Origin of the sequence: Neobittarella massiliensis (ex Bilen et al. 2018) (genome assembly GCF_900289145.1) — a bacterium.
GTDB lineage: Bacteria > Bacillota > Clostridia > Oscillospirales > Ruminococcaceae > Neobittarella > Neobittarella massiliensis.
Genome location: NZ_OKQO01000004.1, coordinates 187280 through 205960, shown reverse-complemented (window position 1 = coordinate 205960; position 18681 = coordinate 187280). Strand labels below are relative to the sequence as shown.

12 protein-coding genes are annotated in these 18681 nt (G+C 52.8%); 11 read left to right on the top strand and 1 reads right to left on the bottom strand.

Annotated features, from left to right (window positions below):
* Position 1 precedes the first annotated feature (1 nt).
* The 9 genes from C6Y32_RS07000 to C6Y32_RS06955 all read left to right on the top strand — a co-directional run bounded on the left by C6Y32_RS07000 (position 2) and on the right by C6Y32_RS06955 (position 9819).
* Positions 2-376, top strand: a complete 375-nt coding sequence (locus C6Y32_RS07000; protein ID WP_050005937.1) for a DUF3851 family protein — start codon at positions 2-4, stop codon at positions 374-376.
* On the top strand, positions 369-2078 hold the full coding sequence (locus C6Y32_RS06995) for a C40 family peptidase (RefSeq protein ID WP_050005936.1): 1710 nt from the start codon (positions 369-371) through the stop codon (positions 2076-2078). Before C6Y32_RS07000 ends, C6Y32_RS06995 begins: the two co-directional genes overlap by 8 nt.
* Before the next feature lie 29 nt (positions 2079-2107).
* Positions 2108-2359: a DUF4315 family protein gene (locus C6Y32_RS06990; RefSeq protein WP_050005935.1), complete on the top strand. Its 252-nt coding sequence runs from the start codon at positions 2108-2110 to the stop codon at positions 2357-2359.
* Complete coding sequence (locus tag C6Y32_RS06985; protein ID WP_050005934.1) at positions 2349-3101, top strand: DUF4366 domain-containing protein; 753 nt, start codon at positions 2349-2351, stop codon at positions 3099-3101. The genes C6Y32_RS06990 and C6Y32_RS06985 overlap by 11 nt, the downstream gene beginning before the upstream one ends.
* Positions 3102-3248: 147 nt before the next feature.
* Positions 3249-3956 (top strand): hypothetical protein, encoded by a 708-nt coding sequence (locus tag C6Y32_RS06975; RefSeq protein WP_050005933.1) that lies wholly within the window; start codon positions 3249-3251, stop codon positions 3954-3956.
* Positions 3937-6036 carry a type IA DNA topoisomerase gene (locus C6Y32_RS06970; protein ID WP_071698958.1) on the top strand — a complete coding sequence of 700 codons (2100 nt, stop codon included), beginning with the start codon at positions 3937-3939 and terminating at the stop codon, positions 6034-6036. Before C6Y32_RS06975 ends, C6Y32_RS06970 begins: the two co-directional genes overlap by 20 nt.
* Entirely contained in the window at positions 6033-6311 is a 279-nt protein-coding gene (locus C6Y32_RS06965; RefSeq protein WP_050005931.1) for a hypothetical protein, read from the top strand. Before C6Y32_RS06970 ends, C6Y32_RS06965 begins: the two co-directional genes overlap by 4 nt.
* Before the next feature lie 6 nt (positions 6312-6317).
* On the top strand, positions 6318-9602 hold the full coding sequence (locus C6Y32_RS06960; RefSeq protein WP_105204599.1) for a YodL domain-containing protein: 3285 nt from the start codon (positions 6318-6320) through the stop codon (positions 9600-9602).
* 1 nt (position 9603) lies between these two features.
* Positions 9604-9819, top strand: a complete 216-nt coding sequence (locus C6Y32_RS06955; protein WP_055228434.1) for a transposon-transfer assisting family protein — start codon at positions 9604-9606, stop codon at positions 9817-9819.
* Between the two features lie 95 nt (positions 9820-9914).
* On the opposite strand, the gene C6Y32_RS15630 is transcribed toward C6Y32_RS06955, so the two are convergent.
* Positions 9915-10682 (bottom strand): hypothetical protein, encoded by a 768-nt coding sequence (locus C6Y32_RS15630; RefSeq protein WP_243562594.1) that lies wholly within the window; start codon positions 10680-10682, stop codon positions 9915-9917.
* On the opposite strand from C6Y32_RS15630, the gene C6Y32_RS15625 reads away from it, so the two are divergent.
* Both C6Y32_RS15625 and C6Y32_RS06950 read left to right on the top strand, forming a co-directional pair.
* Positions 10669-11025, top strand: a complete 357-nt coding sequence (locus C6Y32_RS15625; RefSeq protein ID WP_158361358.1) for a TnpV protein — start codon at positions 10669-10671, stop codon at positions 11023-11025. The genes C6Y32_RS15630 and C6Y32_RS15625 overlap by 14 nt on opposite strands.
* A gap of 776 nt (positions 11026-11801) precedes the next feature.
* Positions 11802-18680, top strand: coding sequence for an SNF2-related protein (locus C6Y32_RS06950; protein WP_475600677.1), 6879 nt, complete (start codon positions 11802-11804; stop codon positions 18678-18680).
* Position 18681: the final 1 nt, after the last annotated feature.

Below are 18681 nucleotides of genomic sequence, written 5' to 3'. Positions count from 1 at the left end.
TATGAAACAGAATATTTGCGAACTTGATACCATGATTTTTTTCCGTGAGGCATTGGAGGCTCACGAATTCATGTTGCTTCCGGTAATGGCCTCCGCTGTTGTTGAGTGTCGTACCGCTGACAAAGAACTCAAAACCTTGAATGAGGATGGCGAAATTGGTCTTGCCCGTCTCTTTTCGATTTGGGCGAATATGATGTGTGCCCCTGGTGCAGGAACCATTGTAGGGTGCAGACCTATCACAATGCTCTCTGAGATTCTGGCGCAAGTCCATGCGTATCTCACCGTGCATCCGCTATATGATCCGGAAGGTTTGGCCCTCTATGTGGAGCTGCACCACATGATGGATGCTATCCTAATGGGTGATTGGTTTGAATAAAGAGCCGCGCCTGCGCTTTACTGATGAGGAACGGGCTGACCCTGCACTGGAAAAGCCGATCCGCAAAACGGAGAAAGCTACGGCCAGAGCAGATAAGGCGCAGGCCAATATTCCAAAGAAAAAAGTCAGACAGACGGTCATTGACCCGGACACCGGGAAAAAGACCTCGAAGCTGACCTTTGAGGACAAGAAAAAACCACCTTCCAAACTTTCTCAAGGGGTTAAGGAAGCTCCCGTCCATCTGGTCGCGGGCAAGTTTCACAAAGAGATCCGGGAAACAGAACAGGACAATGTGGGCGTGGAAAGCGCCCACAAGTCCGAGGAGGCGGTGGAGACCAGCGCTTATCTGGTGCGGGAGGGCTATCGCAGCCACAAGCTGAAGCCGTACCGCAAAGCAGCACAGGCAGAGCGCCAACTGGAAAAGGCAAATGTAAATGCCCTGTACCAGAAGTCCCTACGGGAAAATCCTCAGTTTACCAGCAACCCTCTCTCCCGCTGGCAGCAAAAACAGAGTATCAAAAAGCAGTATGCCGTCGCCAAGCGCACCGGTCAGACTGCCGGAAATACCGCCCAGGCTGCGTCCAAAACCGGAAAAGCCGCAAGGACGGTAAAAGAAAAGGCACAGCAGGCAGGGGCATTCGTCATGCGCCACAAGAAGGGCTTCCTGATGGCAGGGGTTTTGTTCCTCATCGCCTGTATGCTGATGAATACCATGTCCTCCTGCTCTATGATGGCACAGAGTATTGGTTCTGTAATTTCCGGCACTACCTATCCATCGGATGACCCGGAAATGCTGGCGGTGGAGGCAGATTATGCAGACAGAGAAGCTCGGTTGCAGGAGAAAATCGACAACATCGAAAGCAGCCACCCAGGGTATGACGAGTATCGCTATAACCTGGATATGATTGGCCATGACCCCCATGAGCTGGCGGCAGTTCTCTCTGCTGTCTTGCAAGGCTATACACGCCACAGCGCACAGGCAGAGCTGGATCGTGTGTTTGATGCACAGTATCAGCTTACGCTGAGAGAAGAAATTCAGATTCGCACTTACACTGACGAAGATGGGGATGAGCATGAATATGAATATCGTATTCTCCATGTAACTTTAACAAGCCGTTCCATTGCCTCTCTTGCGCCAGAACTACTGACTCCGGAGCAGATGGAGATGTACCAGGTCTACCGACAGACTATGGGCAATAAGCCGCTGTTATTTGGTGGCGGTTCTCCCGATACAGGTGTTTCTGAAGATTTGACTGGTGTTGAATTTATCAATGGCTCCCGCCCCGGCAATCCGCAGCTGGTGGAACTGGCGAAAAGTCAGGTGGGCAATGTGGGAGGACAACCTTATTGGAGCTGGTACGGCTTTGACTCCCGTGTGGAATGGTGTGCCTGCTTTGTATCATGGTGCTATGGTCAATCCGGTCGAACGGAACCACGCTTTGCTGGTTGTCAGTCTCAGGGTGTTCCGTGGTTCCAGTCTCATGGACAGTGGGGCGCACGAGGATATGAAAACATCGCCCCCGGTGATGCCATTTTCTTCGATTGGGATCTGGATGGTTCCGCAGACCATGTGGGAATTGTTGTCGGCACCGATGGCAGCCGTGTTTATACCGTGGAGGGAAATTCCGGCGATGCCTGCAAGATCAAAAGTTATGACCTGAATTATCAGAGTATCAAGGGCTACGGCCTGATGAACTGGTAACAGAGATTTTTTAGAAGGAGTGATAGACGATGGCAAAGAACAAAATTGAACGCATTGACCAGGAGATTGCTAAGGTCCGCGAGAAGATCGCAGAGTATCAGGAAAAGCTCAAGGCGCTGGAAGCACAGAAAACCGAGGCAGAAAATCTGGAGATCGTCCAGATGGTGCGCGCCCTGCGTATGACCCCGGCTCAGCTGAGCGCCATGCTGTCCGGTGGCACAGTTCCCGGCAGTTTGGCTGATGACAACAACGAACAGGAGGAAAACAGCTATGAGGAATAAACGATTGCTCCGAACACTTTCCGCCCTTTGCCTGACGCTGGTGCTGGCATCGGGCTTTACTGTTCCCGCTTTTGCCCAGGGCGCAGCGCCGCCCCCGGCAGAGGATACCACCAATGACAGCAATGTGGTGGTGGAAGAAACGGAAAAAGCACCTCCGCTGACCCCGGATGGCAACGCCGCTCTGGTGGATGATTTTGGTGGCAACAAGCAGCTCATTACCGTTACCACCAAGGCAGGCAACTATTTTTATATCCTGATCGACAGGGCCAATGAGGATAAAAAGACTGCTGTTCACTTTCTGAACCAGGTGGATGAAGCGGACCTGATGGCGCTGATGGAGGATGGAAAACCCAAAGAGGAGCCGCCTGCGGTGTGCAGTTGCACGAAGAAATGTGAAGCAGGGGCAGTCAATACGGCCTGTCCGGTCTGTGTAACTGATAAGAGTAAATGTACGGGAAAAGCACCGGAACCTCCGGCAGAAACATCGGAGCCGGAAAAAGAGAAGCCTGCCGGACTGAACCCGGCTGCGCTGATCCTTCTGCTGGCTCTGCTGGGCGGCGGTGGCGTATTTGCCTACTTGAAGCTCGTTAAGAATAAGCCTAAGACCAAGGGCAATGACAGTCTGGACGATTATGATTATGGTGAGGAAGATTCCGAGGAATGGGAAACCGAAGATGAGGAAGTCCTTGAGGATGGTTTTGAGGGTTCTGACCCTAATGAGGAACGCGATAGAGCAGATTGAACCATTTGAGCGTAGCGTATTTCAAATCATTGCGGGATAAGGGACAGAGGACAGGGAGAAATTCCTGTCCTCTGCTGCTCTACTCACTCTCTTACTGTAAATCCACACCCAAAATCAGCACATGGTCAAAGAAAGGAGGACCTCACAATGAACACCTGGAACTGGTTATTACACTTTCTGATTATTTTTGATCTGGTCGCCTTCGGAATTTACTTTGGAGGAGACATTCTTTTCACTGCTATAAGCAAAGTTCAAAAAAAGTCAAAGAAGAACGATGACTTGGATCTTTATGATTTTGAAATTGAGACCGCACCCCAAAAACGCTCTTTATGTGTGGACTCAATCCGAATGCTTTATTCTGGTGAGATAGATGAATTTGTGGAAAAGGAACTGTTGCCTGATGCAGCGGAGACCATGAACGCTTTATCTGAAGCTGAAAAAACAGCAGTTAGCCTGTTACTAAAAGCTTATATCGGTTTTTTGAGCGAAGAAGCAACGGTAGATGAACAAAGTTTTCCCATGGTTAAGGAACTGTTGTCTTATACACAGGGCAGCAAAGAAGATGGTGAAAAAGATGCCATAGATTGTCTGATGGAAGATACGGTCAGCAGAACCCACAGACATCGAGAATATTACAACAATTATCAACGCTATCAACTGATGCAGGTGGATAAAGAGCGTGTGATTATGGCCTGCAATATCATAATCAATGATTTGATTGGCAGGTTGTACCGATATGATTATCGCTTTGGCTATGACATTACACTTGCCTCAGAACACAGCATTGCAAAAAAACTGTCTGATAATTGGCAGAATGAATGGGAGGTTGAAGATTATGAAGCTGGTGATTGCTGAAAAACCATCGGTTGCACAAAGTCTGGCTGCGGTAATCGGTGCAACTGCTCGTAAGGACGGGTATTTGGAGGGTAACGGTTGGCGTGTCAGCTGGTGCGTAGGCCATCTGGCCGGTCTTGCGGATGCAGACAGCTATGACCCCAAGTATGCCAAGTGGCGATATGATGACCTGCCTATCCTGCCGGAGCATTGGCAGATGGTGGTGGGAAAGGACAAGAAAAAGCAGTTTGATATTCTCAAAAAGCTGATGAACGCCCCGGATGTGACGGAGGTAGTAAATGCCTGTGATGCCGGACGCGAGGGCGAGCTGATCTTCCGCAGCGTCTATGAGCTGGCAGGCTGCCAAAAGCCGATGAAAAGGCTCTGGATTTCTTCGATGGAGGACTCCGCCATAAGGGAGGGCTTTGCAAACCTGCGCCCAGGTGTAGATTATGATGGACTTCGGGATGCTGCTCTCTGCCGTGCCAAGGCCGACTGGCTGGTGGGGATCAATGCCACAAGGCTTTTTTCCGTGCTGTATCACCGCACCCTCAACATCGGGCGCGTGATGTCCCCAACGCTGGCGCTTATTGTCCAGCGAGAAGCTGAGATCGACACCTTTAAGCAGGTTCCCTTTTATACCGTGGTGCTGGAGCTGCCCGGTCTTACCGTATCCGGGGAGCGCATGAGTGACCGAGCAAGCGCAGAGCAGCTGAAAGAAGCCTGCCAGGGTGCAGCTGTCACAATCAAAAAGGTGGAGCGCAAGGAAAAGTCCGAAAAGCCGCCTGCTCTCTATGACCTAACTACCCTGCAAAGAGATGCCAACCGTCTGCTTGGATTTACGGCCCAGCAGACCCTGGACTATCTGCAAAGCCTGTATGAAAAGAAGCTCTGCACCTATCCCCGTACTGACAGCCGCTATCTGACCGGTGATATGGCAGACAGCCTGCCGGTGCTGGTGAATCTGGTTGCCAATGCTATGCCATTTCGCAAAGGGATCGCCATTACCTGTGATCCGCAGACGGTCATCAACGACAAGAAAGTAACCGACCACCACGCAGTAATCCCTACCAGAAATCTCAAGGATGCAGACCTTTCTGCCCTTCCTGCGGGAGAAAAAGCGGTGCTGGAGCTGGTGGCCCTGCGTCTGCTGTGTGCCGTGGCCCAGCCCCATATCTATTCGGAAACCGTTGTGATTGCAGCGTGTGCCGGTGGGGAGTTTACTACCAAAGGAAAAACGGTGAAGCACCCCGGATGGAAAGCACTGGAGGACGCCTACCGTGCCAAAATGAAGGATGCGGAGCCGAAAAAAGAGGGCGCAGAGAAAGCCCTGCCGGAGCTGACTGAAGGACAGACCCTTTCGGTTGCTGCGGCAATCGTCAAAGAAGGCAAAAGCAGTCCGCCTCAGCACTTTACGGAGGACACCCTATTGTCCGCGATGGAGACTGCCGGAAAAGAGGATATGCCGGAGGATGCCGAGCGAAAAGGTCTGGGGACACCGGCCACCCGTGCCGGTATTTTGGAAAAGCTGGTATCTGCCGGTTTTCTGGAACGAAAAAAGAGCAGGAAAACGGTGCAGCTTCTCCCTTCCCACGATGCAGTTTCCCTGATTACCGTTCTGCCGGAACAGCTGCAATCTCCGCTTTTGACTGCCGAGTGGGAGTACCGCCTGGGGGAAATCGAGCACGGGCAGCTTGCCCCGGAGGAGTTTCTGGACGGGATCAGCACCATGCTGAAAGATCTGGTGGGAACTTATCAGGTCATTAAGGGAACTGAGTACCTGTTCACTCCGCCCCGTGAGGTGGTGGGCAAATGCCCTCGCTGCGGCGGGGAAGTTGCAGAACTGCAAAAAGGTTTCTTCTGTCAGAATGATTCTTGCAGATTTGCAATCTGGAAAAACAACAAATGGTGGGCCGCCAAGAAAAAACAGCCGACCAAGGCTGTGGTGTCTGCACTGCTTAACGATGGCCGTGTCCGTGTGACGGGCCTATATTCGGAGAAAACCGGAAAGACCTACGATGCCGCTGTGGTTTTGGAGGATGATGGACAGTACGCCAACTTCAAGCTGGAATTTGACCAGCGGAAAGGAGGCAGCCGATGAAGCTCTCTTTAGTGGAACGGGAAACCATTCTCCTCTATAACCAGGCAGAACCAATGGCTGAGATCTATACTCATGATCCCCGTCTGATGGAGAAGCTGGATCTGCTGGCAAAAAAGCACCCCGACCAGATCATCCGAAAGGACGCCCATAACTTTACCGTCCCCAAGCGGTGTGTATCAGTCCGGGAGCCATATAGCGCAGAACGCCGCAAAGCCGCCAGTGAGCGTGCGAAAGCCGCCGGATACCAGCCTCCTATGCGAAAGTCCGGCAGTTAAAGGCACATGACAGAGAATGTATTTGAAGCAGTCAAGCAGTCGGTCAGCACCAGAGATGCGGCAGCGTTTTATGGGATCGAGGTCAAACGAAATGGCATGGCCTGCTGTCCCTTTCACGATGATAAGAACCCAAGCATGAAGGTAGACCAGCGGTTCCACTGCTTTGGCTGCGGTGAAGATGGGGATGTGATCGACTTTACCGCAAAGCTCTTTGACCTCTCCTCAAAAGAAGCGGCGGAGAAACTGGCACAGGACTTTGGCCTGATCTATGACAGTCAGGCCCCTCCCCGCAGGAGATATGTCCGGCAGAAAACCGAGGCACAGCAGTTTCGTGAGGATCGGCAGCGGTGTTATCGCGTACTGTCCGATTACTACCATCTGCTGAAAAAATGGGGGATTGACCATTCTCCCCGGACACCGGAGGAAGAACCGCACCCCCGCTTTGTGGAAGCAATCCAGAAGAAAACCTATGTAGAGTACCTGCTGGACCTTTTTCTTTATGAAAGTGAAGAAGAACAAAAGGCATGGATTGCAGAACACACAGCAGAAATCACACACTTGGAAAGGAGATTGAAAATCATGGCTGAGAATAAACCCACCAACCGAGAACGGCTAAGGGAAATCACAGATGGCATCGAGCAGGGGATCAAGGAACTGTTTGAGAGTGAAAAGTATATGCGCTATCTGTCCGTCATGTCCCGCTTCCACCGCTATTCGGTAAACAACACCATGCTCATCTATATGCAGAAGCCGGACGCTACATTGGTAGCCGGATACAATAAGTGGAAAGACCAGTTTGAGCGTCATGTAAAAAAGGGCGAGCATGGCATTACCATCATCGCCCCCACACCGTATAAGAAGAAAATCGAGGAGCAGAAGCTGGACCCGGATACCAAGGCTCCGATTCTGGATAAAGACGGAAAGATCGTCACAGAGGAAAAAGAAATTGAGATTCCCATGTTCCGCCCGGTCAAGGTCTTTGATGTGAGCCAGACCGACGGGAAACCTTTGCCGGAGCTTGCTTCCTCCCTTTCCGGCAATGTGCCAAATTATGAGGCATTCATGGAGGCCCTGCGCCGCAGCGCACCGGTGCCGATTACTTTTGAAGCAATGGCCGCTGATACGGACGGCTATTTTTCTGCTGATCATCAGAAAATTGCCATTCGTCAGGGCATGAGTGAGGTTCAGACGGTTTCAGCCACAGTACACGAGATTGCCCACAGCAAGCTCCATGACCCTAAAAAATATGAAATGCTACCGTCATGGAAGGTTGTGCAGGAGAGTGAAGGTGGAACCAAACATGATTTCAAGTTGGATTTTGCCACAGAAAAAGAAGCCGAACAGTTTGCTTCTGATATGGATTGGCGTTATGTGGACGAAAATCAGTTTGAATGGCGTCTTGCAGTTGAGGAAGATGCAATCGCAGAAAAACAGGCAATCAAAAACCGTCACACGGAAGAAGTGGAGGCTGAAAGCATCTCCTATGCAGTCTGCAAATATTTTGGCATCGAGACCGGAGAAAACAGCTTCGGCTATATTGCAAGCTGGAGCCAGGGCAAAGAGCTGAAAGAGCTGAGAGCCAGTTTGGAGACCATCAACAAAACCTCCGGCACTTTGATCTCCGACATTGAGCGCCACTATAAGGAAATCTGCAAAGAGCGCGGAATCGACCCTCATGCAAAGGTAGAGCCGGAAACCGCCCCGATAGAGCAGCCAGCAGATGCCATTAAGGTATCTGATAGGCTGCCGACCGGCGATCTGACCTACTATGTAGCAGAGTGCATGGAATTTCCAAACCTCGGAGAATACCACGATAACCTGTCTTTGGAGGAAGCTGTCCGCATTTATCAGGAGATTCCAGCAGAGCGAATGAACGGGATCAAGGGCATTGGTTTTGAGCTGAAAGACGGAAGCGACTATGAAGGACCTTTTCCGATTTTGACCGGCCAGACCATTGACCTGGACACCATCCAGGCAATCGACTATTACCGTGATAATCCTCTGGTGCAAAAAGCGGTAAAGGAACTGGCTGCGGCAATGCCGGAAATGGAAGTGCTGGGGGCGGATGCCAACCAGCAGGAGGCTTTGTTTCTGATTGACGATGCCACCTATCTTCATATCCAGTCCTGTGACAGCGGCTGGGACTATACCCTTTACGATGCCGCGTCCATGAAAGAGTTGGATGGTGGTCAGCTGGATATGCCGGAGATTTCCCGCATGAAGGCAGTTCTCCAGATTTGTGATGACAACGATTTGGGCAGAGACTCGGTAAAATACGCACCGTTGTCCATGATTGAGACCTTGCAGGAAGCTGCCTACCAGCAGATGCAGGCAGAGGCCAGTCAGATGGCTGCTTCTTCTCAGCTGCCGGAAGCACAAGAGCAGGCGCTGGATGAATACCCTATGCCTGATGAGCAGGTATCCACACCGGATATGCAGGAATACGGCTACTTCTATGATGGGATACTCCCTGTCACCAGAGAACGGGCGCTGGAACTGGATGCCGCTGGTTTGACTGTCTATGTGCTGCATGAGGACAATACGGAGAGCATGGTGTTTGACCCGCAGGAAATCATGGATCATGGCGGTCTTTTTGGCGTGGACCGTGAGGAATGGGAGAAAAGCCCTCAGTTCCACGAAAAGGTCATGGAGCGCCAGGAACATCAGCAGGAACGCGAACAGGCATTTCTATCCCAGAACAGAGATTGCTTTGCTATCTATCAGGTGAGCCGTGACGATCCGCAGAATGTGCGCTTTATGAATCTGGATTGGTTAAAGTCCCATGACATTTCCATAGACCGCAGCAATTATGACCTCATTTACACAGCTCCGCTGAGGGAGCCTGGCACGGTACCGGAGCAGCTGGAAAAACTATATGAGCAGTTTAATCTGCAAAAGCCGGCGGATTTTCACAGTCCTTCTATGAGTGTCAGTGACATCGTTGCGATCAAGCAGGACGGTAAGGTATCCTGTCATTACTGTGACAGTGTTGGTTTTACCCAGATCCCCGGATTCCTGCCGGAAAATCCGCTGAAAAATGCGGAGATGGCCGTGGAGGACGATTACGGCATGATCGACGGTATCATCAACAATGGCGCAAAAGAGCCTACGGTGGCAGAGCTGGAACAGCAGGCCCGCAGCGGGCAGCCCATTTCCCTGATTGATCTGGCTGCCGCTGCCCATCGGGAGGAACGGGAAAAGAAAAAGTCCGTCATGGAGCAGCTGAAAAGCCAGCCCAAGGCAGAACACAAAAAGATAGCGCCAAAAAAGAGTGCGGAAAGGGAGATTTGATATGGGAAACTTTACTTTTGAGGAAATGAACCTGATGTGCATTTACAATACCGGCAGCCGCACCGGACTGATCGACAGCCTGCGTGAGATGCGCGGCGAGCTGGCCCCGGAGGAAACCGAGCTGCGGGAGTTGACAGACAGCGCACTGGGCAAGCTCCAGACCATGAGTGATGCCGAGTTTGCCGAGCTGGAGTTGTACCCGGATTTTGACCGGTAAACACCATAATTGCAGGGATGGGGTGGCAATATGCTACCCCACCTTTTACCCCAAAACTGAAAGGAGGACAGAACACTATGCCAACCAAAGCTGAACTATATGCACAGATGGCGGAGAAGGTGGCAACGCAGCTCACGGGAAGCTGGCAGGAATGGGCAGGGTTCCTTACTACGGCAGCCCGACTTTACAAGTACCCGTTCCATGAGCAGCTGATGATCTACGCCCAGCGCCCGGACGCTACCGCCTGTGCAGAGTACGATTTGTGGAATGAAAAGATGGGCCGGTATGTAAGGCGCGGCTCCAAGGGAATCGCTCTGGTGGACGATTCCGGGGACAGACCCCGCCTGCGCTATGTTTTTGATATTTCCGACACCGGAACCCGTGAACATTCCCGCACTCCCTGGCTGTGGCAGCTGGAGGAGCGCCATTTGGATTCGGTGCAGGCCATGCTTGAGCGCACCTATGATGTTTCCGGTGATGACCTTGCCGGACAGCTCACCGAGGTAGCCGGAAAACTGGCTGAGGAATACTGGACGGAGCATCAGCAGGACTTCTTCTATATCGTTGACGGTTCCTTTTTGGAGGAATATGATGAGTTTAACATCGGAGTACAGTTCAAGGCAGCAGCCACCGTCAGTATCACTTACGCTTTGATGTCCCGCTGTGGACTGGAGCCGGAACGCTACTTCGACCACGAAGATTTCATGGCGATCTTTGATTTCAATACTCCGGCAACCATCGGAGCGCTGGGAACAGCGGTCAGCCAGATCAACCAGCAGGTGCTGCGGCAGATCGGCGTTACCGTCCGAAATGCAGAGCGCGAAGCCAACCAAGAAAGGAGCAAACAAGATGAACAATCCCATGACCTATATCCAGAACGGAGACTATCTGATTCCCGACCTGAAGCTGAGCCAGCAGCCGGAGAAACCCCTGGGCAAGTACGGAAGGATGAGGAAAACCTACCTGAAGGAACACCGTCCCATCCTCTACAACCAGATGTTGCTGAGCGAGAAGCTGTACCCGCACCTCATCGAGATCGACGAGACCGCCCAGAGCAGACTGGAACAGATGATGCCCCAGCTGGCGAAGGAAGCGGGAGCCACCGAGGAACTGAAAGCCAGCGATCCCATGAAGTGGGTGGGCCTGATGAACACCTGCAAAGCCCAGGCAGAGGAGATCCTGATGGCGGAGCTTATCAACAGCTGACCCTAAACCTGTTCCTCTCCGAAGCGGAGCAGATCCAATCCATAGATGAAGCAGAGAATGTAGCGCATACATCCTCTGCTTTTTCTTTTGCCCAAAATGATATTGACCATGTGCTGCGTTTGGGCGGCAATACAGACCGCCAGAGAGAGCGTGTGGTTGCTGCCTTTGAAAAGCAAAAAACCACCGCTGAGATTGCCGAGATACTGAAAGCGCTGTACCACGGCGGCAACGGCCTTGGCAGTGTGAGCGCATGGTATGCCGAGGATGGTATCCATCTTTCCCACGGGAAGTCTGTCCGTTATGACAGGTCTGCCCAGGTCATTTCCTGGGAGAGCGCCGCAGAGCGTATCGGGGAGCTTTTGGAGAGCGGCCAGTTTGCCTCCAATGTGGAGCTTGCAGAAGCGGCAGGCTATGAACGCTCCCTCCTTGCAGAAAAGCTCTGGTATCTGTACCACGATTTCAGCGAGGAAGCCAGAGAAGCAGGATATTTGTCTTGCCTGTCAGAAATCAGAGGCAATGGGTTCCCGGAGGAGACCCGCCGCCTGACGGAGCAGTTGAATGACCCGGCTTTCCGCCAGACACTCAAGGAAGAATACGCCGCCTTCTGGACTGCCTATCAGCAGGACCGTGACCTGCTGCGCTTTCATTACCATAGGCCAAGGGAAATCTGGGAGAACCTGAAAGACCTTGACCTGCCCCGCAGGACTTTTTCTTCGGACCTTTCCCAAGTGCCAACCGTCCAGCATTTCATTACAGAGGATGAGATCGACACCGCCATGACCGGCGGCAGCAGTTTTGCCGGAGGAAAAGGCCGTATCTATGCGTTCTTCATGGAAAACCATACGGATAAGGAAAAAGTGAGATTCCTTAAAGACGAGTATGGCATTGGCGGACGCTCTCATGCCCTGTCCGGCGCAACACACAGCGGCGAAGATCACGATGGGAAAGGACTGCACTATAAAAAGCAGGACTGCCCGGATGTTCACTTGAACTGGGAAAAGGTTGCCAAGCGCATTACCTCACTTGTCCAGAAAGGCCGCTATCTTACCGAACAGGAACAAGCGCAGTATGACAAGATCCAGGCTGAAAAGGATCTGGCAGAAGAAGATGCCATTCAAGCCCAGCAGCCGGAGATAGAGGAAGAAACGCCAAAGCCTACCCTTCGGGAGCAGTTTGAGCAGTATAAGCCTGTGGTGACTGCCGCTATTTCCGAGGATACCGCATACCGCAATGCCTGCGGTCATTTTGACCGTGAAAATGCTGTCATCGAGGGTAATGCCGCTGTGCGCCGTGCGGTTCTTGGCTCTAAGGATATGGAGCTGATCCGCCTTTATTCGGATGTGCCGGAGTTCCGCCAGCGTCTGCACCGGGAAGTGATCGACGAAACCTATCCAAAGCTCCATGAGCTTCTGCGCCCTCTTTCTCAGGAAGATATTGATACTGCCCTTTGTGCATGGAACGGCAATATTGAGAGTAAACACGCTGTCGTCCGCTATATGAAAGATCATGCAAGAGAGAAAGATACCGCTGCATGGCTGGCTCAGGAATACGGCGGCAGCAACAGCCTGTTCGTTGTCCGTGCCGGAAGCCCGGAGGAAACGCAGCTGCCCTGGCCGAAGGTACAGCGCCGAATCGCCCAGCTCATTCAGGAGGACCGGTTCTATACCGAAGAAGAACAGGACCGTTTTGACAATATCGACCCCATCGCCATCCGGGAAGCCCTGGAGGAAAGGGGCATCGTCAACGGCCAGGTGGCAGACTCGGAAAAACTGGACAATGACCCATTTATCCAACAGGTGATGTCAGATGCAGAGCAGATCGCAGCTGCCGAGGCAGAGCAGACTTCCGAGATTTCCATTTCCGATGAGGAATATGATGCCGTTCGCAGTCCAATTCCGCAAAGGACTTCCTATGACCCTGCCGCCCCGGTTTATGCTGTGGGCGATACCGTGTATATCGAGGATGACGCCTATCAGATCACCGAGCTGCGGGAGGACACCGTACAGCTTCTGCCCACCGGCATGGTATATCCCATCTATCGGGCAGAGCGCAAAGAACAGTTCGAGCAGTTGCTTCGGGCAGACCGCCGCAATGCTTACTATACCGAGCTTCTTCCCATTGACCCGGACAAGGCAGATCAGGACTTGCGGGATGTATTGTCCCATGGACTGATGGATGAAGCAGATAAAAAACAGGTTTCCACGCTGCTGCAATCCGGCAGGAGCAACAGTGAGATTGCCTACTGGCTGAGCAGAGCCTACCCTCATGAGATTGAGACCCTGAATCTGGAGACCGGCGATATTGCCGATTACCGTACCACGGCACAGGGCATGGAGCTGGAAGTCCTGGACGCAGAGGAAAAGCGTTTGGCTGTGCTGTATTTCCGCTGGGATGAAGTTGCGCCTTTGCTGCGCGGGATGTATGCCCGTCAGATGGATGGCTTTGGACAGGAACAGCCCCAACCGTCTGCCGAATCCCCGACCTTCCATTCCGAGACCGTGGCCGTCTATCCGGGCGATAAGAACAATCTGCCTTATGATGTGGTGGTGGAACGGCTGCATATCGAGGAGCCGGAGCCACCAGCCCCTGTGACTGAGTCGGAGAAACCCTTTGAGGAAGTGCTGGACGAACACCCGGTTTCCATTCAGGTCAATGGCCAGTGGCAGACCTTCCCCAATGCCAAAGCTGCCGAGGAAGCCTCCTATGAGGAATACAAGGCCAACCTGCGCCGCAATGCACAAAACTTCCGTATTACCGATGAGCATTTGGGCGAAGGCGGTCCGAAAGCCAAGTTCCAGGCAAATATCAATGCCATTCGTTTGCTGAAAGAGTTGGAAGCTGCCGGACAGCAGGCAAGCCCGGAACAACAGGAAGTCCTATCCCGCTATGTGGGCTGGGGCGGTCTTTCTGATGCCTTTGACCCGGAGAAACCGGCATGGGCTTCCGAGTATGCCCAGCTGAAAGAGCTGCTGACCCCGGAGGAATATGCCGCCGCCAGAAGCTCCACCCTCAACGCCCATTACACCAGCCCTACGGTCATTCAGGCCATCTATGAAGCGGTGGGCCGTATGGGATTTGAGACCGGAAATATTCTGGAGCCATCTATGGGTGTGGGCAATTTCTTCGGTATGCTGCCGGAGGAAATGCGAAACAGTCGTCTGTACGGTGTGGAGCTGGACCCGGTTTCCGGGCGCATTGCAAAGCAGCTCTATCCCAAGGCGGACATCACAGTAGGCGGCTTTGAGACCACCGACAGGCGTGACTTCTTTGACCTTGCCATCGGCAATGTGCCTTTCGGTCAGTATCAGGTCAATGACAAAGCCTACAACAAGCTGAATTTTAGTATTCACAACTACTTTTTCGCCAAATCACTGGACCAGGTGCGTCCCGGTGGTGTGGTGGCTTTTGTAACCTCCCGCTATACCATGGACGCCAAGGATTCCACCGTGCGCCGCTATCTTGCCCAGCGTGCCGAGCTGCTGGGAGCTATCCGTCTGCCCAATGACGCGTTCAAAAAGAATGCCGGTGCCGAGGTGGTATCGGACATCATCTTCCTCCAAAAGCGGGACCGCCCGCTGGACATCGTGCCGGAATGGACTCAAACCGGACAGACGGAGGACGGATTTGCCATCAACCGGTATTTTATCGACCACCCGGAAATGGTGCTGGGCAGACAGGAGCCGGTAAGCACTGCTCATGGTATGGACTACACCGTGAACCCTATCGAGGGACTGGAGCTTTCCGACCAGCTGCATGATGCGGTGAAGTATATTCATGGCACTTATCAGGAGGCAGAGCTGCCGGAGTTGGGCGAAGGCGAAGCCATTGGCACCTCCATTCCTGCCGATCCTAATGTGAAGAACTATTCTTATGTCATTGTAGACGGGCAGGTGTACTACCGGGAAAACAGCCGCATGGTGCGCCCTGATCTCAACGCCACCGCAGAAGCCCGCGTAAAAGGTCTTGTGGGACTGCGCGATTGTGTGCAGGAACTGATCGACCTTCAGATGGATGCAGCGGTTCCAGACAGCACCATTACCCAAAAACAGGCGGAACTAAACCGGCTCTATGACAGCTTTTCTGCCAAATACGGTCTCATCAATGACCGTGCAAACCGCCTGGCCTATGCAGACGATTCTTCCTATTACCTGCTCTGTGCGCTGGAAGTTATTGACGAGGACGGAAAGCTGGAGCGCAAGGCGGATATGTTCACCAAACGGACCATCAAGCCCCATCAGGCAGTGGCTACTGTGGATACGGCAAGCGAAGCACTGGCGGTGTCCATCTCGGAAAAAGCCTGCGTAGATATGGGCTATATGAGCCAGCTTACCGGAAAAACAAAAGAAGAACTGGCGGGAGAACTGCAAAGTGTGATCTTCCGTGTGCCGGGACAGCTGGAACAGGACGGCACACCCCATTATGTGACTGCTGATGAATACCTTTCCGGCAATGTACGCCGCAAACTGCGTCAGGCTCAGCGGGCGGCACAGCAGGACCCTTCTTTTGCAGTCAATGTGGAAGCTCTTACCGCCGCCCAGCCCAAAGACCTGGATGCGTCGGAGATCGAGGTGCGTCTGGGCGCTACCTGGATTGACAAGGAATATATCCAGCAGTTTATGTATGAGACCTTTAATACCCCGTTTTATCTCCAACGCAGTATCGAGGTCAACTATTCGTCCTTTACCGCTGAATGGCAGATCAAGGGAAAATCTTCTGTATCCTACAACGATGTGGCAGCTTATACCACCTATGGGACCAGCCGCGCCAACGCCTACAAGATTCTGGAGGATTCCTTAAACCTGCGGGATGTCCGCATCTATGACACCATAGAGGACGCAGACGGAAAAGAGCGCCGCGTGCTGAATGCCAAGGAGACCACCCTGGCGGCTCAAAAACAGCAGGCGATCCGGGAAGCCTTTAGGGACTGGATCTGGAGAGACCCGGAGCGCCGCCAGACTTTGGTGAGCCAGTACAACGAGGAAATGAACTCTACCCGTCCCCGTGAATATGATGGCAGTCACATCACTTTTGGAGGCATGAACCCGGCCATTACCCTGCGGGAACACCAGAAAAGCGCCATTGCCCATGTGCTGTATGGAGGAAATACCCTGTTGGCACATGAAGTAGGCGCAGGCAAAACTTTTGAAATGGTAGCTGCTTCGATGGAAGCCAAACGCCTGGGACTGTGCCAGAAATCTCTCTTTGTGGTTCCAAACCATCTGACAGAGCAGTGGGCGTCGGAGTTTCTGCGTCTCTATCCTTCTGCCAACATCTTAGTCACCACCAAAAAGGACTTTGAGACCCATAACCGCAAGAAGTTCTGCGCCCGTATTGCGACCGGTGACTACGACGCCATCATCATGGGACACAGCCAGTTTGAGCGTATCCCCATCAGCCGGGAGCGTCAGGAACGGCTTCTCTATGAGCAGATCGACGAGATCACCGAGGGCATCGCAGAGGTGCAGGCCAGCGGCGGCGAGCGTTTTACCGTCAAGCAGCTGGAGCGTACCAGAAAGTCTCTGGAAGCCAGACTGGAAAAGCTGCAAGCCGAGGGGCGAAAAGACGATGTGGTAACTTTTGAGCAGCTGGGGGTGGACCGTTTATTTGTGGACGAGGCCCACAACTACAAAAACCTGTTTTTATACACAAAAATGCGAAATGTGGCTGGTCTTTCCACATCGGACGCGCAGAAATCCTCCGATATGTTTGCCAAGTGCCGCTATATGGACGAGATCACCGGAAATCGTGGTGTGATCTTTGCCACCGGCACCCCGGTCAGCAACTCCATGACCGAGCTTTACACCATGCAGCGTTATCTTCAGTATGAACGCCTGCAAGAGCTGAACATGACCCACTTCGACTGTTGGGCTTCCCGATTTGGGGAGACCGTCACAGCATTGGAGCTGGCACCGGAAGGCACCGGCTACCGGGCAAGAACGAGATTCAGCAAGTTCTTTAACCTGCCGGAGCTGATGAACCTGTTCAAAGAAGTGGCTGACATTAAGACTGCCGACCAGCTGAATCTGCCTACCCCGGAAGTGGAATACCACAACATCGTGGCGCAGCCTACCGAACATCAGCAGGAAATGGTCAAAGCTCTTTCGGAGCGTGCATCGCTGGTACACAGCGGAACTGTTGACCCGTCCCAGGATAACATGCTCAAGATTACCTCGGATGGCCGTAAGTTGGGGCTTGACCAGAGGATCGTCAACCAGATGCTGCCGGACGAACCTGGCACAAAGGTCAATCAGTGTGTGGACAACATCATGCAGATCTGGCGGGACGGCAAAGCTGACAAGCTGACCCAGCTGGTGTTCTGCGACATTTCTACACCACAGGCCAAAGCTCCTGCAAGCAAGGCGGCGAAAACGCTGGATAATCCACTGCTTCACGCATTGGAAGGCGCTGTGCCTCTGCCGGAACAGGAACCGACCTTTACGGTATATGACGATATTCGTCAGAAACTCATTGCTCAGGGGATGCCTGCCGACCAGATCGCTTTTATCCATGAAGCCAATACCGAAGTGCGGAAAAAGGAGCTGTTCTCTAAAGTCCGTACCGGTCAGGTTCGTGTCCTTTTGGGCAGCACCGCCAAGATGGGCGCAGGCACCAATGTGCAGGACCGTCTGGTGGCACTTCATGACCTGGACTGTCCGTGGAGACCGGGAGACCTTGCCCAGCGCAAGGGCCGTATCGAGCGCCAGGGTAACCAGAATCCTCTTGTCCATGTGTACCGCTATGTGACCGAAGGAACCTTTGACGCATACCTCTGGCAGACGGTGGAGAATAAGCAAAAATTCATTAGTCAGATCATGACTTCTAAATCGCCGGTACGCTCCTGCGATGATGTGGATGAAACCGCCCTCAGTTTTGCAGAGATCAAGGCTCTGTGTGCCGGAGATCCCCGCATCAAGGAGCGCATGGATTTGGATGTGGAGGTATCCCGCCTGAAGCTGATGAAAGCCGACCACCAGAGCAAGCAATATCGTCTGGAGGACCAGCTGCTCAAATACTTCCCGGAGGAGATTGAAAAGCACAAGGGCTTTATCAAGGGCTTTGAATCCGATCTGGAGGTTTTGGCAGCGCACCCGCACCCGGAGGACGGTTTTGCTGGTATGGAAATCCGTGGCGATCTGCTGACCGATAAGGAGAACGCCGGCGCAGCCCTTTTGGATGCCTGCAAGGAGGTTAAAACCTCCGATCCGGTGCAGATCGGCAACTACCGGGGGTATGCCATGTCCGTGGAATTTTCCGCTTGGAAACAGGAGTATACGCTCCTGCTGAAAGGACAGATGACCCACCGGGCAACCCTTGGTACAGACCCTCGCGGAAATCTTACCCGTATCGACAATGCCCTTGCTCAGATGCCCCAGCGTCTGGAGTCGGCAAAGGCACAGCTGGATAACCTCTGTCAGCAGCAAGCTGCGGCAAAGGAGGAAGTCGGAAAGCCATTCCTTTATGAAGAAGAACTGAGATGCAAAAACGCCCGTCTGGTGGAGCTGGATACCCTGCTCAACATCGACGGAAAGGGACAGGCACACACCGAGTCTGTTGTTGCCAAAAGTACACGGCCTTCGGTGCTGGATAACCTAAAACGCCCGGTGCAACCCCGCAGTACAGACAAGAAACCAAAACAGCATGAGGAGGTGCGATAAC

Bases quoted from the DNA above. Each gene is read 5' to 3' on its own strand.
- C6Y32_RS06965 (WP_050005931.1), top strand. From the start codon at position 6,033: ATGAAGCTCTCTTTAGTGGAACGGGAAACCATTCTCCTCTATAACCAG.
- C6Y32_RS06975 (WP_050005933.1), top strand. From the start codon at position 3,249: ATGAACACCTGGAACTGGTTATTACACTTTCTGATTATTTTTGATCTG.
- C6Y32_RS07000 (WP_050005937.1), top strand. From the start codon at position 2: ATGAAACAGAATATTTGCGAACTTGATACCATGATTTTTTTCCGTGAG.
- C6Y32_RS06970 (WP_071698958.1), top strand. From the start codon at position 3,937: ATGAAGCTGGTGATTGCTGAAAAACCATCGGTTGCACAAAGTCTGGCT.
- C6Y32_RS06960 (WP_105204599.1), top strand. From the start codon at position 6,318: ATGACAGAGAATGTATTTGAAGCAGTCAAGCAGTCGGTCAGCACCAGA.
- C6Y32_RS15625 (WP_158361358.1), top strand. From the start codon at position 10,669: ATGAACAATCCCATGACCTATATCCAGAACGGAGACTATCTGATTCCC.
- C6Y32_RS06990 (WP_050005935.1), top strand. From the start codon at position 2,108: ATGGCAAAGAACAAAATTGAACGCATTGACCAGGAGATTGCTAAGGTC.
- C6Y32_RS06985 (WP_050005934.1), top strand. From the start codon at position 2,349: ATGAGGAATAAACGATTGCTCCGAACACTTTCCGCCCTTTGCCTGACG.
- C6Y32_RS15630 (WP_243562594.1), bottom strand. From the start codon at position 10,682: ATGGGATTGTTCATCTTGTTTGCTCCTTTCTTGGTTGGCTTCGCGCTC.
- C6Y32_RS06955 (WP_055228434.1), top strand. From the start codon at position 9,604: ATGGGAAACTTTACTTTTGAGGAAATGAACCTGATGTGCATTTACAAT.
- C6Y32_RS06950 (WP_475600677.1), top strand. From the start codon at position 11,802: ATGACCGGCGGCAGCAGTTTTGCCGGAGGAAAAGGCCGTATCTATGCG.